This window comes from Halobacteriovorax sp. DPLXC-1, assembly GCF_036903125.1.
GTDB lineage: Bacteria > Bdellovibrionota > Bacteriovoracia > Bacteriovoracales > Bacteriovoracaceae > Halobacteriovorax_A > Halobacteriovorax_A vibrionivorans.
This window is the reverse complement of the sequence record NZ_JAYMCO010000001.1, coordinates 896,648-911,023: the sequence shown is the minus strand read 5'-3', so window position 1 is coordinate 911,023 and position 14,376 is coordinate 896,648. Positions and strand designations below refer to the sequence as shown.

16 protein-coding genes are annotated in these 14,376 nt (G+C 36.3%); 9 read left to right on the top strand and 7 right to left on the bottom strand.

Annotated elements, in window-relative coordinates; translation table 11 throughout:
* The first annotated feature begins 4 nt into the window (after nucleotides 1–4).
* Nucleotides 5–988 carry a succinylglutamate desuccinylase gene (locus VCM44_RS04430; RefSeq protein ID WP_334678110.1) on the top strand — a complete coding sequence of 328 codons (984 nt, stop codon included), beginning with the start codon at nucleotides 5–7 and terminating at the stop codon, nucleotides 986–988.
* A gap of 16 nt (nucleotides 989–1,004) precedes the next feature.
* Nucleotides 1,005–1,511, top strand: a complete 507-nt coding sequence (locus VCM44_RS04425) for an NADPH-dependent FMN reductase (protein ID WP_114705403.1) — start codon at nucleotides 1,005–1,007, stop codon at nucleotides 1,509–1,511.
* 32 nt (nucleotides 1,512–1,543) lie between these two features.
* On the opposite strand, the gene VCM44_RS04420 is transcribed toward VCM44_RS04425, so the two are convergent.
* Both VCM44_RS04420 and VCM44_RS04415 read right to left on the bottom strand, forming a co-directional pair.
* The gene (locus VCM44_RS04420) at nucleotides 1,544–2,014 is read right to left on the bottom strand and encodes a hypothetical protein (RefSeq protein WP_334678109.1); all 471 of its coding nucleotides are present in this window, start codon (nucleotides 2,012–2,014) and stop codon (nucleotides 1,544–1,546) included.
* Nucleotides 2,001–3,296, bottom strand: coding sequence for a hypothetical protein (locus VCM44_RS04415; protein ID WP_334678108.1), 1,296 nt, complete (start codon nucleotides 3,294–3,296; stop codon nucleotides 2,001–2,003). Before VCM44_RS04415 ends, VCM44_RS04420 begins: the two co-directional genes overlap by 14 nt.
* A gap of 193 nt (nucleotides 3,297–3,489) precedes the next feature.
* Between VCM44_RS04415 and VCM44_RS04410 the strand changes: the two genes are divergently transcribed.
* Nucleotides 3,490–4,374, top strand: coding sequence for a trypsin-like serine peptidase (locus VCM44_RS04410; RefSeq protein WP_114705406.1), 885 nt, complete (start codon nucleotides 3,490–3,492; stop codon nucleotides 4,372–4,374).
* A 2-nt stretch (nucleotides 4,375–4,376) separates the two neighbouring features.
* Here VCM44_RS04410 and VCM44_RS04405 read toward each other — a convergent pair whose 3' ends face one another.
* Nucleotides 4,377–4,850: a CarD family transcriptional regulator gene (locus tag VCM44_RS04405; RefSeq protein WP_114705407.1), complete on the bottom strand. Its 474-nt coding sequence runs from the start codon at nucleotides 4,848–4,850 to the stop codon at nucleotides 4,377–4,379.
* A 162-nt stretch (nucleotides 4,851–5,012) separates the two neighbouring features.
* On the opposite strand from VCM44_RS04405, the gene VCM44_RS04400 reads away from it, so the two are divergent.
* Complete coding sequence (locus VCM44_RS04400; RefSeq protein ID WP_114705408.1) at nucleotides 5,013–7,016, top strand: urocanate hydratase; 2,004 nt, start codon at nucleotides 5,013–5,015, stop codon at nucleotides 7,014–7,016.
* 39 nt (nucleotides 7,017–7,055) lie between these two features.
* On the opposite strand, the gene VCM44_RS04395 is transcribed toward VCM44_RS04400, so the two are convergent.
* On the bottom strand, nucleotides 7,056–7,310 hold the full coding sequence (locus VCM44_RS04395) for a hypothetical protein (protein ID WP_114705409.1): 255 nt from the start codon (nucleotides 7,308–7,310) through the stop codon (nucleotides 7,056–7,058).
* A gap of 278 nt (nucleotides 7,311–7,588) precedes the next feature.
* Here VCM44_RS04395 and VCM44_RS04390 point away from each other — a divergent pair, with 278 nt between their 5' ends.
* Complete coding sequence (locus VCM44_RS04390) at nucleotides 7,589–8,557, top strand: DMT family transporter (protein ID WP_114705410.1); 969 nt, start codon at nucleotides 7,589–7,591, stop codon at nucleotides 8,555–8,557.
* A gap of 16 nt (nucleotides 8,558–8,573) precedes the next feature.
* Here the strand turns inward: VCM44_RS04390 and VCM44_RS04385 are convergent, their stop codons facing one another.
* The gene (locus VCM44_RS04385; protein WP_334678107.1) at nucleotides 8,574–8,828 is read right to left on the bottom strand and encodes a hypothetical protein; all 255 of its coding nucleotides are present in this window, start codon (nucleotides 8,826–8,828) and stop codon (nucleotides 8,574–8,576) included.
* Nucleotides 8,829–9,047: 219 nt separating this feature from the next.
* A complete protein-coding gene (gene msrA / locus VCM44_RS04380; protein WP_114705412.1) occupies nucleotides 9,048–9,542 on the bottom strand; it encodes a peptide-methionine (S)-S-oxide reductase MsrA in 495 nt (164 codons plus the stop codon).
* A gap of 37 nt (nucleotides 9,543–9,579) precedes the next feature.
* Here msrA and VCM44_RS04375 point away from each other — a divergent pair, with 37 nt between their 5' ends.
* The 4 genes from VCM44_RS04375 to VCM44_RS04360 are packed head-to-tail and all read left to right on the top strand — an operon-like array spanning nucleotide 9,580 to nucleotide 12,690.
* Nucleotides 9,580–10,101 carry a TrmH family RNA methyltransferase gene (locus VCM44_RS04375; protein ID WP_334678106.1) on the top strand — a complete coding sequence of 174 codons (522 nt, stop codon included), beginning with the start codon at nucleotides 9,580–9,582 and terminating at the stop codon, nucleotides 10,099–10,101.
* Between the two features lie 6 nt (nucleotides 10,102–10,107).
* Nucleotides 10,108–11,100 (top strand): ABC transporter ATP-binding protein, encoded by a 993-nt coding sequence (locus VCM44_RS04370; RefSeq protein ID WP_334678105.1) that lies wholly within the window; start codon nucleotides 10,108–10,110, stop codon nucleotides 11,098–11,100.
* Nucleotides 11,093–11,890, top strand: coding sequence for an ABC transporter permease (locus tag VCM44_RS04365; RefSeq protein WP_334678104.1), 798 nt, complete (start codon nucleotides 11,093–11,095; stop codon nucleotides 11,888–11,890). The genes VCM44_RS04370 and VCM44_RS04365 overlap by 8 nt, the downstream gene beginning before the upstream one ends.
* Nucleotides 11,890–12,690, top strand: a complete 801-nt coding sequence (locus tag VCM44_RS04360; protein WP_334678103.1) for an ABC transporter permease — start codon at nucleotides 11,890–11,892, stop codon at nucleotides 12,688–12,690. Before VCM44_RS04365 ends, VCM44_RS04360 begins: the two co-directional genes overlap by 1 nt.
* 38 nt (nucleotides 12,691–12,728) lie before the next feature.
* Here VCM44_RS04360 and VCM44_RS04355 read toward each other — a convergent pair whose 3' ends face one another.
* Nucleotides 12,729–14,315, bottom strand: a complete 1,587-nt coding sequence (locus VCM44_RS04355; protein ID WP_334678102.1) for a HAMP domain-containing methyl-accepting chemotaxis protein — start codon at nucleotides 14,313–14,315, stop codon at nucleotides 12,729–12,731.
* Nucleotides 14,316–14,376: the final 61 nt, after the last annotated feature.

The following is a 14,376-nucleotide window of genomic DNA, read 5'->3' as shown; positions in this document are numbered from 1 at the left end:
GCCTGTGACAGAATTTAACTTTCTAAAAACAACAAGAGAAAATGAAGAGCACCTAGAAAAGAGCTCATTTGTAAAAAATGATATTCGTTTTGATATTCTTGATACAGGAATAATTAAAGCAATTCCTAAGCTTTCTTCAACAGAAGATGCTTTTATCATTTCCTGTGGGATTCACGGCAATGAAACGGCCCCAATTGAATTTACAAATGAAATTCTCAATAAACTGGTTGCAGGCTCTTTAAACTTAGTGGCTCCAACCCTATTTATATTTGGTAACCCAAAGGCCATGAATATAGGTAAAAGGTTTAGTGAATACAACCTCAACCGATGCTTTAACGGTGCATATAAGGACTTAGATGAATACTATGAAAAGTCACGAGCAGAAATTATTGAAAAGGTCTGTTTTGATTTTTATAAAGAGGTAAAAGATAAAGACCTTTTTCACTTCGACCTTCACTGCGCTCTAAAAAAGAGTATGATTGAAAGGTTTGCTCTTGTTCCTAAAAACGAAGAGCGTAGACGTGACGATGAATTCAACCTAATTTTAGCTAATATGGGAATCGAAGCGTCACTCTTTTCACACAAAGAATCAACCGTATTTAGCTCATTTTCATTTACTAACTTTAATGCATTTAGTGCAACTGTAGAGCTTGGCAAAGTCTATCCTTTTGGACAAAACCCACCTGGAAAGTTTCAAGCGGCACAAGAGACTATCGAAAAACTATTAAGTGGACATGAGTTAGAAAAGAAGAAAGCACCAAAGGCATTTACAATCTTTGAATCAATTAATAAAGAATTTGAAGACTTCAAATTTACTTTTGAGGAAGAAGAAAGTGCAAATTTCACCCCTTTTAAAAAAGGTGAGCATATATTTACACAAAATGAACAACCTTACCTTTGCCCGGAAGAAAATTTACGAATGATTTTTCCCAATTCAAAGGTGATACTAGGACAAAGAGCATTATTACTAATCAAGGAACTTGAATAACTGATCAGGAGAAAATATGAGTGATTTTTTAATCGTTGCTGCAAGTGACGGAATGAATTTAAAAATGGCAGAGACACTAGAAAGCCTGTCTAAAGATACGGATGAATCATTTGAAGTTGTAAAATTAAGTGACTTCAACCTTCCTCTTTATACGACTCAAGAAGAGGAAAATGGAATTCCAGAAGACGGGAAAAAGCTAACTGAGAAATTTATTGCTGCAAAGGGATTTGTTTTTCTGACACCAGAATATAATGGCTCTGTTTCACCATCTTTTGTCAATGCAATCGCATGGGTATCTCGTTCGGGTGGAGAATCTTGGAGAGAAGCGTTTGTTAATAAGCCAGCTTTAATCGGAACTCACTCCGGAGGTGGCGGCCAATACGTTCTAGGAGCTATGTTAAATCAACTTTCATTTATTGGTATGAATGTCCTAGGTCGTAAATTACTTACAAATTATGGCAAGCCATTAAATGAAGACGCAGCAAAAGGCGCACTAGAAGAATTAGTAAAAATTGCAAAATAAGAAATGAAAAAGGCTCCTTTTTGGAGCCTTTTTTATTTTTGACATGATTTTAATAAAACGAGTTTTTCAGGTGGTTCAATGACCATTGCACATCCCCCAACCTTCTGAGACTTAGAAGTTGTATTTAACATAAAAGTAATTCTATCTTTAACAACACTACTATTACCTTTTATATCAACCACATTTACCTGATAAGAAGCACGATATTGAAAAATCTCTTTATCAATTAATTCGACCTTCTCTATTTTGATATTCGATTTTGAATCTAGAATATATTCTAAGTTTTTAGGATCATCATAATCAGGATCATGATTGAAACGATATTCTTTAAACTCTTCTTTTAAACACTGTTTTTTTGCACCTGTAATAAGACGAATTCCACTCATTTCGATAGAAATTAAATCCTTTGCAACTGTCTTTGGATCTTTATTCTTTGGACAAAGATCACTTGCACTTACAGATATAAATAAAAAGGCCGCTATGAGTATTTTAGTAACCATCATTTAGCCTCCTTTCTCCAAAGCACTGATTAATACATTCTTCACCCTTGAGTTTACCATAGTCTTCATAATAACAGGCAGGGTTGCCAGAATCATGACGAAGAATACTAAAACGTCCACTTCTCATCTTTTGTGAAGAAGCTCTTCCCTGCACTAGTCTCGTACAGGCCGTTCTTGCTTGTGCCAGCAAATTATTGAACATTGTTGAACGCTTAGTTGCATGAATCTTAGCTGAGACTCTTGCTGGCCCATAATTATTTAGGGCACCACTGTGAATATATGTAAAATCAAAATCATTAATCGTTATCGAATTACAGCTATTTGATTCTGCGGCACCGCGAATCCCAAGAGGGTCAGGCCCTGCTGTATCCACCATAAGAACATGGCTTCCCTTTAAGTTTATAATATCACCTGACTGAATCGAATATGGAAGATCAAACTCCACAGGCTTTACACATGAATCTGAATTATCTGAAGCGTAATGAAGAGATGTCGTCGTCAGTGAATTAAAGTCACGATCTGATTTATTAAACTTTAGTCCTTCCGCTGCAAATGCGGCCGAAATAAACTCAGAACAATCGATACCAGAAGCTTGAACATTATTTTTTGCAACACCTTGACCTCTTGTAAAGAGATTGATTTCACGACTTCTTAGTCCCTTTCTTGAGCCATAGCCATAAACAGGAGGCCTCTGAGTTGTATCGATACATTTCTCCGAAGGAAACTCAGGATCTTTATCCAGCTGACTTAATATTGCGTGAGAGTTAACCATCGCATTTCGATTAGTGATAACTCTTTGTCTAAAATTACTTCCATCAGTCAAGGTTGCTGGACGAGTAGAAACTCCACTAAGCCTTGGTGTCGTTTCATCCATAACAAAATCAATTGCATCACAACTTTGATATATCGTTGCTAAGACTCGTCTGGCACCCATAGAGCCTCGAGTATAAAGAGTTCCATAGGCATAATCCTTATCAGCCTCTTCGATTCGACATTGACCATTAAAAGACAGGCTCTCATTAATATAATTATTAACCTCATTAGATGAAGGAAAGTTTGTATAATCATCAGTTAGATCTTCCATCGCCTCTTGTGATGATCTGTCTTTAATTGGCCTTCCATCCGGACCAATGACATCGTCAACAGCATCAAGAATATCTGATTCTTTATAGATACGTTCGGCCATCATCTGAGATTGACCATTTTGAATTTGGTCACCAGTCATCTGACATGACGTACTCACGGCCAAAATTATGAATATAGAAATAATGTGTTTTAAACTCATCTAAGTTCTCTCATCTCGGTAACTTATCGGTAAATTTCACCATAACTTTAAATGTGATATCAGCAACTTAGCTACATCACTCAATAGTATTCATGGGATGTAAGAACTTGTTACAAATTACTTATGACGCTACCCTGTACTTTTTACACATAACGTTGATAGAAGGATGCACGCACAAAAATAAGGAAAGAAAATGAATTTTAACTTCAATGTATTGCTCACTCTTACTCTACTTCTATCATCTGTTAACACTCTTGCTATTGATAAGGTTGTTTACGGTGAAGATAATCGACTAGATCAATACGAAGTAATGAATCAAACAAAGCTAGATCTTCAAAGATCAACTCTAGCAATGATTCCAAAAAACAAATTAAAGAAACAAAAAAATCAAGACTCAGATACATACAAGGCCATCGACTCTAAAATCAACCTTTGTGAAGGCGAAAGATTTAATAAACAAGTCGACGTTGCAGATTGTTCAGGCTTTCTAATTGAAAAAGATGGAAGACAATATGTTGCAACGGCTGGTCACTGTGCAACTTCAGTAACAGATTGTTACGACAATTATTGGGTTTTTGATTATTCAAAAAAAGATCCTCGCGACGATGCTAGAACAATTGAAGCAAAGAATGTTTATTCTTGTAAGAGAATTGTTGTACAAAAACTTAGCCGTTACACAGGTGAAGACTTCGCCCTAATTGAATTAGATAGAAGAGTTGAAGATCGTGCACCACTTGAATACCGAACGAAGAAATCTGAAAATATTAGAAAAGGTGAAAAAGTATTTGTTATTGGACACCCATCAGGTCTGCCTTCAAAAGTAGCTGCAGGAGCCTATGTACGTGATGATAGCGACTTCTATAGCTTCGAAACAAACCTAGATACATTCTCTGGAAACTCAGGTTCAGCAGTATTCAACGAAGAAACAGGAATCGTTGAAGGAATCCTAGTTCGTGGAGACGAAGACTACAAATACAATGCTCGTAAAGATTGTTACGAAGCAAATGTTTGTAAAATGGGTAGCTGTGGTGGTGAAGAAGTATTCAGAATGAATAGAATTCTCTACCTAGGAAGATAAACCTATAAAGAAAACTTACCTTCCAAGCAAGAGTTCACACGTTCTTTTGCTTGGTTGAGATCCTCATTAAAAACTGCTCCAACTTCAATCGATAGATTCTCAAGAAGCATTTCAAGGTATTTCGACTCTGCTGCGCCTTTGTCACTAATTTGTAGTAGCTGTTGAATATTAGTTACAAAAGTATCAATATCTTGTTTTTGGATATTAGACTTAAAGAAGTTAATACGATCCTTTTTAGAGTCAAACTCTAAAGGCTTACTCTCTTCAGTAATACGATCAAGAGTTTTACTTAATTCATTTTCAGAACTTAAAGGGCGAAAAGCATCTTCTTTTACCGTTGGAATCATTGTAGTTGAGCGACCTTCAGTAGACTCAATAATATAAAACTCTGCACCACTCATATCTTTAATTTCTGTTATAACACCAACACCAAAGTTTATTGATACTACTTCTTGTCCGATTTCTAATTTTGGCATAATTCCCCTTTCGTTAGATAATTATTATATCACACTTGAATTCGATTTTCTCTAAGGCATTTGATTCGTAACGAGACACGTCAAATGACACCATTAGCTTTCTAGATAATGAGTAAAGTGATATAAGCCTTTTAATATACATAAGTACAAGGGGTATTAAGAGTGAATAATAATTCTTTTCAACAGGCAATATTAGAAGGTATTCCTAAGGTTTTACCAAAATATAAGAAATATGAAGAAGATATTAACCACGCACCTAAGCGCAAGAAAATACTTAATCAAGAAGAAGAGAAGCTTGCCCTTAAAAATGCACTACGCTACTTCCCAAGTGATTTACATGCTGAACTAATTCCAGAGTTTAAGGAAGAGCTTGAAAAGTACGGTCGTATCTATATGTATCGCTATCGCCCTGATTATAAAATTCATGCGCGATCGATTGATGAGTACCCTCACAAGTCAAAACAAGCAGCGGCCATCATGCTAATGCTTTCAAATAACTTAGACTATGCTGTAGCTCAACACCCTCATGAGCTAATCACTTATGGTGGAAACGGTGCCGTTTTTCAAAACTGGGCCCAGTATCTTTTAACAATGCAATATCTTGCGACAATGACAGATGAGCAAACACTCGTTCTCTACTCTGGTCATCCAGCAGGATTATTTCCATCCCACAAAGATGCTCCAAGAGTTGTTGTGACTAATGGAATGATGATTCCAAATTACTCAAAGCCAGATGACTGGGAAAAATTCAATGCATTAGGAGTAACTCAATACGGACAAATGACAGCAGGTTCATTTATGTATATTGGGCCACAAGGAATTGTTCACGGAACAACTATCACTGTTTTAAATGCTCTAAGAAAAATTTCTAAAGAGGCCGTTACTGAAACAGCTGGTAAAGTTTTTGTTACTGCAGGACTTGGTGGAATGTCTGGAGCGCAACCGAAAGCCGCGGTTATCGCAGGTTGTATCGGTGTTGTTGCGGAAGTTAATCCAAAGGCCGTAAAGACTCGCCATGAGCAAGGATGGGTTGATGAAGTTTTCACTGATCTTGATGAGCTAATGGCAAGAATTAAAAAAGCACAAGATAATAAAGAAGCTGTCTCACTTGCTTACCAGGGAAATATCATTAACCTTTGGGAGAAAATTGCTGACAGTGATCTTCATATTGATATTGGCTCTGACCAAACTTCTCTTCATAATCCTTGGGCCGGAGGTTACTACCCTGCTGATCTTTCATTTGAAGAATCAAATGAGATGATGGCAAATAACCCAGAACAATTTAAAGTTGAAGTTAGGAAGAGTTTAATAAGACACGTAAACGCGGTTAATAAACTTGCAGATAAAGGAATGTACTTCTTTGACTACGGAAATGCATTCTTACTTGAAGCATCTCGCGCAGGTGCTGATATTATGAAAGAAGGATCTACTGAAGACTTCAAGTACCCTTCATACGTTCAAGATATCATGGGCCCAATGTGCTTTGACTATGGCTTTGGTCCATTTAGATGGGTTTGTACTTCTAGCACTCAAGAGGATCTTGATTTAACAGATCAACTTGCAACAGAAGTTCTTGAAAGACTAATGCAAGAGTCACCAAAAGAGATTACACAACAGATGCAAGATAATATTACTTGGATTAAAGGTGCTAAAGAGAACGATCTTGTGGTTGGCTCAAAAGCACGTATCCTTTATGCTGATAGTGATGGAAGAATTGAAATTGCTCTTGCCTTTAATAAGGCCCTTCGTGAAGGAAAGCTTAAGGCACCAGTAGTTCTAGGTCGTGACCACCACGATGTTTCAGGAACAGACTCTCCTTTTAGAGAGACATCAAATATTTATGACGGTTCTCGCTTTACAGCTGATATGGCCGTACAAAACTTCGTTGGTGACTCATTTAGAGGAGCAACTTGGATCTCTCTTCACAACGGCGGAGGTGTCGGTTGGGGTGAAGTTATGAACGGTGGTTTTGGAATGGTTCTCGATGGAAGCGAAGATTGTGATCGCCGTATTAAGTCGATGCTATTTTGGGATGTCAATAACGGAATTAACCGTAGAAGCTGGGCCCGTAATGAAGGTGCAACTTTTGCAATTAAGAGAGCGATGGAAAAAGAGCCTCTTTTAAAAGTCACTCTACCAAATCTCGTTGATGATAAGTTATTATAATAAAAAAGAGAGCTCCCATAAGGGAGCTCTACTTTTATTCTATGCCACAGCTCGATAGTTAAGGCTAAAGGGGTAATATATCTCCTGGGCATCTTTATTAATTATATCTTCGACCAAAGATATAAATTCAAATTCATCTAATCCATTTAAGGAAGCAGCAGTCCAGATTGGTGTTAATTTCTCTGAGAATAAATCGGCATTAAAATCACCATCAATCGTAGTTTCTAAATAGATACCTTGAACTTCATTTCTTGCTTCATTTAAAAATGTTTGCTTAAAATTATCTTTTTGCATTAAACGTCCCCTGAAAAAATAAGTAGCGTGTACTTCATTTCTACAAATCTATTTTGCTACAATTTTTAAATACTAATAATTTTTTTGGATACTCGTTTAATTTCAGGTACTTCTGAAAATGAACAATAAATGATCTTTGCTTTTGTCAAAAAAATTTCGTCACTTTTTCATGGCACCAAACAATTTCAGTTTAAGCCCTTTCAAAACTAACGATATCGTTAGGCTTTTGTCGCTCTTTTCCCATTGTTTTCTATTTCAATTCAATTTATATTGGCCCCATGAAAGGTATAATTCTTCTAAGTATTGCATGTGCGATTTGGGGTATGGGCTTTGCCGGAACTCGCTTTACTCTTGTTGACTATTCACCAGTATGGTCAAATTCTCTACGCTATATTTTTGCCGGTCTTTTCGCTTTATTAATCCTTCTCTTTAGAGGTGATTTTAAAAAGTTATCAAATAACAAAGATGAAGTTATCGGTGGATTAGTTTGCTCAGCGCTACTAATGACTGCTCTTCAACTGCAAACAGTTGGGATTGCACTAACAACAATGGCCAAATCAGGCTTCTTTACAGTCTTTTATGCCGTTATTACGCCAATTATTGCGGTTATCTTTCTTGGACAACGTGTTCGTAAAACCTTCTGGCTCCTTCTCATGACTTCAATGCTTGGGATTATGATGATGAATGGTATGGACTTTAATAATTTTAATATTGGTGATGGTTTTGTCATCGTATCAGCAGTCTTTTTCTCTCTTCATATTATAGCAACAGATCGCTATGCAAATAACGTGGATGCAATTCGTTTTAACTTTCTCCAATGTATCTTCATGGGGATTATGGGATTAGTTTTTGCTCTAATTTATGAAGGAGCAACAAGTCTTGAAGTTCTCTACTCTGCAAAGGCGCTAAGCTTCCCTTCTGCACTATGGGGATTCTTAATCGTCTCTATCTTTTCATCACTAATTGCTTTTTCTCTACAAATAGTTGCACAAAAAACAATCCCTGCTCATATTGTAGGTTTAGTCTTTTTAAGTGAATCAATTTTTGCGGCCTTATTTGGCTACCTATTCTTTAAAGAGACCCTGGACCCTACGGCCATGTTAGGAGCTTTTGTCATTGTAATCTCAGTAGCTCTTGTACCGCGTTTCACTAATATTAAAAAAGAAGATGATAATTCAGATGGTGTTTTTGATGAAATAGAAAATACCGGGGTATCGTCTGTTGTCAACGATACCCGAGTATTATGAAAGTAAAATACAGCAATTAAGCTGCAAGCGGTATATCGTCAGTGAATGGGAAAACGACGTTATCAAAGTGAGTTGGAATAATTTCAGAAACTAAAGTTGAAAACTCATCTTCAGTTAGTCCATTTATTTGGGCATCGGACCAAATAATCACTAATTTCTCATTAAAGACGTCACAGTTGAACTCGCCTTTAATTTTTGATTGAGAGACGATTGATTTAATTTCATCTCTTGCATGGGCAATAAAAGTCTCTCTAAAGTTTTCAATATTCATTTATAAACTCCTCTTCCTTCACTCATGATTGTTGAGCTATTAACTATTATGCGCAAGAAATGTCGAATTCTGAGATAATCTTTACTTTTATGTGATTACAGTACTCTATCTACTGCAACTGGGGATGAGTCGTAGTTAATTTATTTATTGAACATGATCGCGATTGCCTAGATCTTGCGCCACTGTCAATAAAAACATGAGCTTATATTCTCAACAATTTTAGATGAGACAAGATGTTAAACCCTTCTTCTTCAAGTATTTTTGATGATATTCTTCTGCCTTTACGTAATTTTTAAATGCTTCTAATTTAGTTACAACGGGATTTGGGAAGCGATTACTTTCATCAAGCTCTTTTATGGCCTTTTCACCTTGAACTCTCTGATCCTCATCCAAATAGAAGATTACACTTCGATATTGGCTACCTACATCTACTCCCTGACGATTAAGTGTCGTTGGATTATGGTTTTTAAAGAAGACATCCAAGAGATTTTCAAATTTGATGACATTAGGATTGTAGGTAATTTTAATGACTTCAGCATGGCCAGTTGTATCAGTACACACTTCTTCATATGTTGTTTGATCAGACTTACCACCAGCATAGCCAACTTCTGTTTCAACTACTCCAGCTAACGTTCGGAAGGTCTCTTCAACACCCCAAAAACACCCTGCGCCAAAAACAGCTATTTGATTTTCATTTGATGTCTCATTGCTCATTGCAAACCTCCGATTTATTTCGTAATTTATCCCAAGTATGAGCAAGAAAACAAGAAAATTCTTAGAAAAGAAATTAGAGAAAGAACTAGAGATAGCCAAAGAAAAAGCTGTTCACGGACAACATAAAATTATTATTGTCTTGGACCACTTAAAGGGTGGCTTCAACATAGGAAAGATCCTTAGGTCATGTGAAATATACAGTATTTATGAAGTCCATATTGTTGGAACGAAGTTCTTCGATGTCACAATTGCAAAGGGCGCTCTTAAAAGAGTGAAAACATTCTTTTTCGATGAGATTGAAGAATCAATTGAGCGAATAAATGAACTTGGTTACACTCCTCTCACTCTAGATTCAAAAGCAGAAACATTTCTAAATAAATGCGACCTTCCACAGAAGTCAGCATTTATCTTTGGTCACGAAGAATTTGGGCCACTGAAAGATATGCCAGGAATAAAAAGGTTAAAAATAAAACAATACGGTCTAACTGAATCTTTAAATGTTTCAATAGCGGCAAGTATTGTTATGTACGAATACACAAATCAACACGCAAGCGAGTAATTAAATATGATTGAAACAAATGGCCTCACAAAGAAATTTGTAAGTTACAAGAAAGAAGAAGGTTTTAAAGGTAGTGTAAAGTCTTTCTTTAATAGAAGCCCCATTACAAAATATGCAGTAAAAGACTTCAGCTTCAAAGTCGAAAAGGGTGAGATCAAAGGTCTCTTAGGTCCAAACGGTGCCGGTAAAACAACTCTTATGAAAATGTTAACTGGAATCATCGTTCCCTCTGATGGAGAGGTTTCAATTGCAGGTTATAAGCCGTGGCAAAGAGATAAAGAATTCCGTAAGAAAATAGCCCTTGTTATGGGGCAAAAGTCGCAACTATGGTGGGATATTCCGGCCATGGACTCATTTAAGTTACTTCAAAAATATTATGAAATACCAGATGATATGTTTAAGAAAAAACTTGGCTATATGGGAGAGCTTCTTGATGTAACGGAACTTTTTCATATTCACGTAAGAAAGCTTTCTCTCGGTGAGCGTATGAAGCTTGAACTAATGGCCTCTCTTTTACATGAACCAGAAGTTTTATTTCTCGATGAACCAACTATTGGACTTGATCTTGTGGCCCAAGAAAATATGAGAAACTTCTTAAAAGAATATCACGCAAAAAATGACCTATCGATTATTTTAACATCGCATTATATGGCCGATGTACAAGCTCTTTGTAAGGACCTTGTTCTTATTTCAAAGGGGCAGAAAGCATACGATGGGCCTCTAAAGAATTTGGAGAAAATTCTTGGTGATAAGAAGTCTGTTTACTTTAGCTTTGATAAGTCAATTGATAGCAATGAAGAGTTTTGGACTAAGCTAGATTGTGATTTCTTTGATCACAATACAAGTGTTGAATTGAGAGTAGATAAAGAGGAGCTATCACAATTATCCGCTGCAATTCTTTCTAAGTATCCAGTTATCGATTTTCATACAGAAAAGCTTCCTATTGAAAAAGTAATGAAAAAGATTATGGCAAATCCGGAGATCTTAAGTAATGTCTAATCTTATTAAGTGGTGGCAAACAATTAAAATTTCTGTAGTGAAGTATACGGCATACCGCCTAAACTTCTTTTTACAAATTATTGGACCTGCTATTGTCTTCCTATTTATTAAATACAATCTTTGGACGGCAATTTTTGAAAGTACAGGTCTTGATACTATTAAAGGCTATACTCTTAGTGCAATGTTAACTTACCATGTATGGGCCTTTGTTGTCTCACAACTTGCACAGGGCCACACTGCTCTAAACCTAGCACTTGATATTAGAATGGGAAGAATATCAACTTATCTCATCTACCCTTTTAACTTCTGGGAGTTCCACACGGCATCATTCATTGGATTTCAAATGATTCAATTATGTGTCACAGGTTTTGCAATATTCTTCTTTTCTCTTATTGGAATCCTACCAAATATAGACTTTATAACTCTTTTAAATGGAGTTGCAGTTTGCCTATTTGTAAGTCTATTTTGGTTTTCTCTACAATACCTAACTGGGGTTATGGCCTTCTGGCTTGAAGAGACATGGATCCTAAGGGTTATGCTTCAAATGATTACAGTGTTTTTATCCGGAGCAATTATTCCTTTAGAACTCTATCCAGACTTCTTTAGAGAGATTCTAATGTACACACCATTCCCTTATCTAACCTACTACCCGATTAAAGTCTTTATGGGAGAGCCAGTTAGTTACTCAACGTTCTTTAGCGTATTAAGTCCTTGGCTTATAGGTGTTAGCGTAATCTGTACATTAGTCTGGAAACGTGGAATTAAACTTTATACGGCAGCGGGGATGTAATGAGTTTTAAAAACGAATGTAAGCACTACTTAAGCGTTTATTCAAAGTTTGTCTCGACAAGTACTTCAGTAGCAATGAGCTTTCGTACTAGCTTTGTTCTCATGATCTTTATGGATCTCTTTTTCTTTGCTTCAGCATATTTCACACTAGACTTTATCTTTGATCACGTTGATCAAGTGAAGGGCTGGAACAGAAATGAGTTCATGTTATTTTTGACATATATGCTTTTAATGGATTGCTTTCATATGATTATCTTTAGTCAAAACTTTTGGCGCTTTAGTGATGATCTAAAATCTGGTCAGCTCGATTATACAATCCTGCGACCTCTCAACTCAATTTTCAGTGTCTTCTTTCGCTATGTACGCCCATCATCTCTTCCGACATTGATTCCAGCGATCTCTATATTTTGCTACTATGCTAATGCCAACGGTTTTACTTTAATACAATGGCTTCTTGTGCCCCCATTACTTATCCTATCATTAACATTACTAGCAGTTATTGAATTCGTTATAAGTTGTGCAATGTTTTGGCTTGTTGAGGGAGTTGGAATAAATTTCTTTAGAATGCAGATGCAACAATTATCACGTTGGCCAGATCTAATCTATGGAACAATGACAAAGAGAGTTTTTTCTTTCTTTATTCCAATTCTGCTAATTGGCTCTGCACCAGTACGCTTCCTACTAGATATGAATAAGTGGCACTACCTTCTGATCATGGTAGGAGCAACGATAATCTTTTGGTTTGTTTTAAAGATTCTTTGGGAAAAAGGCCTACAAGTCTATGATTCAGCCTCTTCGTGACAAAGGAAGAGTACTCATAAACTTGAGGCCAGATTATTTTAGGCAGCTTTGGGGGCCGCTTCATCGCCAAGTATGGCAGTTTCAATTTCATCAATTGATTTATTAACGTGAACAACTTCATTTAAAAGTTTTCCAGCAACTTTAGACGCTTCCTCAGCAATACCAGTATTAGATCTTGAAGACAGATCAATACTTGAGATAGAGCTTTGAAGCTCCTCAATACCTTTTGCTTGTTCAAAAGTAGCCGTTGAAATCTCGTTGATGGCCTTTGTAACATCATCAACACTTTCAACAATACTCTCTAGAATATCACCACATTCTCCCGCAACCTTAGTTCCAGAGTTAACACTATCTCTAACTTTTGAAACAAGTGAGTTAAGTGTTTCATTAGATTCAGTAATCATACGATTAACTTCCTTTACACTTGAACTAACCATTTCAGAGATATCAACAGAAGCGTGTCCACTCATCTCAGCAAGCTTACCGACTTCTTCGGCAACCACTGAGAAACCTTTACCAGACTCTCCTGCCCTTGCAGCTTCTACTGATGCATTAAAAGAAAGAAGTTTTGTTTGAAAAACGATATCATTAATAACCTGTGTTCTTTCTTCAATTTGTTCAATTAGACTAATAATCTGCTGCATCTTTTCTGTATTTGAGCCCAACTCTTCAACCATTTCGACAATATCGCTATCAATTCCATTCATTGAATCAATCATTTTCTTAACGATCTTCTGTCCAAAAGCAGCTTTATCTAAACTCTCTTTTGCAAGTTCAGTAGACTCTTGAGCATTATTTGAAGTCACCTTTATCATGGAACTTACTTGCTCGATTGCCGCAGAAGACTCTTGTAAAGAAAGGTCTTGGTTTCGAGAAGAAGATGTTAGATTATTTGACGTAAGTGAAATATTATTTGCACTTTTAGTCATAAAGTTTGAACTCTTTGTTAAACGCTCAAGAGTTTCTCTAATGCGTAAAGAAATCTTATTAGCGTAAACAACACCGGCACTAAGGCCTAGAATTACCCCAATAATTGATACAATGAGAAGTGTATAATTAAGAGAGCTTACAGTCTGATTAAATGCGGCCGCAGAAGTTACGACTTCTTGAGAAATCTCTTTAGTGTAAAGATCCAAGGCGACTTGATAGCTTTCAGCGGCCTCTGGACAATGTACATGAAAGATTTCTAATAATTCTTTTCTCGCTTTAACACTTCCGTCTTTTGCCAATTCAATAGCTCTAGCACCAACCGCTTTAAAATTAATCCACTCCTTTTCAAGATTATTAAAGATCTCTTTTTCTTTTTCATCGTGGATTTTTGACTTTAATTTCTTGGCGGCATTATCGTATTTTGCAATCATCTCAAGAGTAGAGTTGATCGCAGCCTCATTTTCTGAAGCGGTATTATTCTCAAGTCCTAATGTACGAACAGCAATTCTTGTTTTCTGATAGCTAACATCCATTTCGTTGAGAAGAATACTGCGTGGAATAATATCGCGACTAAATTCATGAGACTCATCGCTCAATTTTGAGATTCCAAAATAGGAAACAGTACTAATCGAAATACTAACAATTGATAAAAAGACACATAGTAAAATTAATTTAAACTTAAAACTTTTGTTCATTTATCACCCCTAGTTAACGCAACTATCGGGCAATAAGATCAGCAACTTAAGCTTTGTTTCT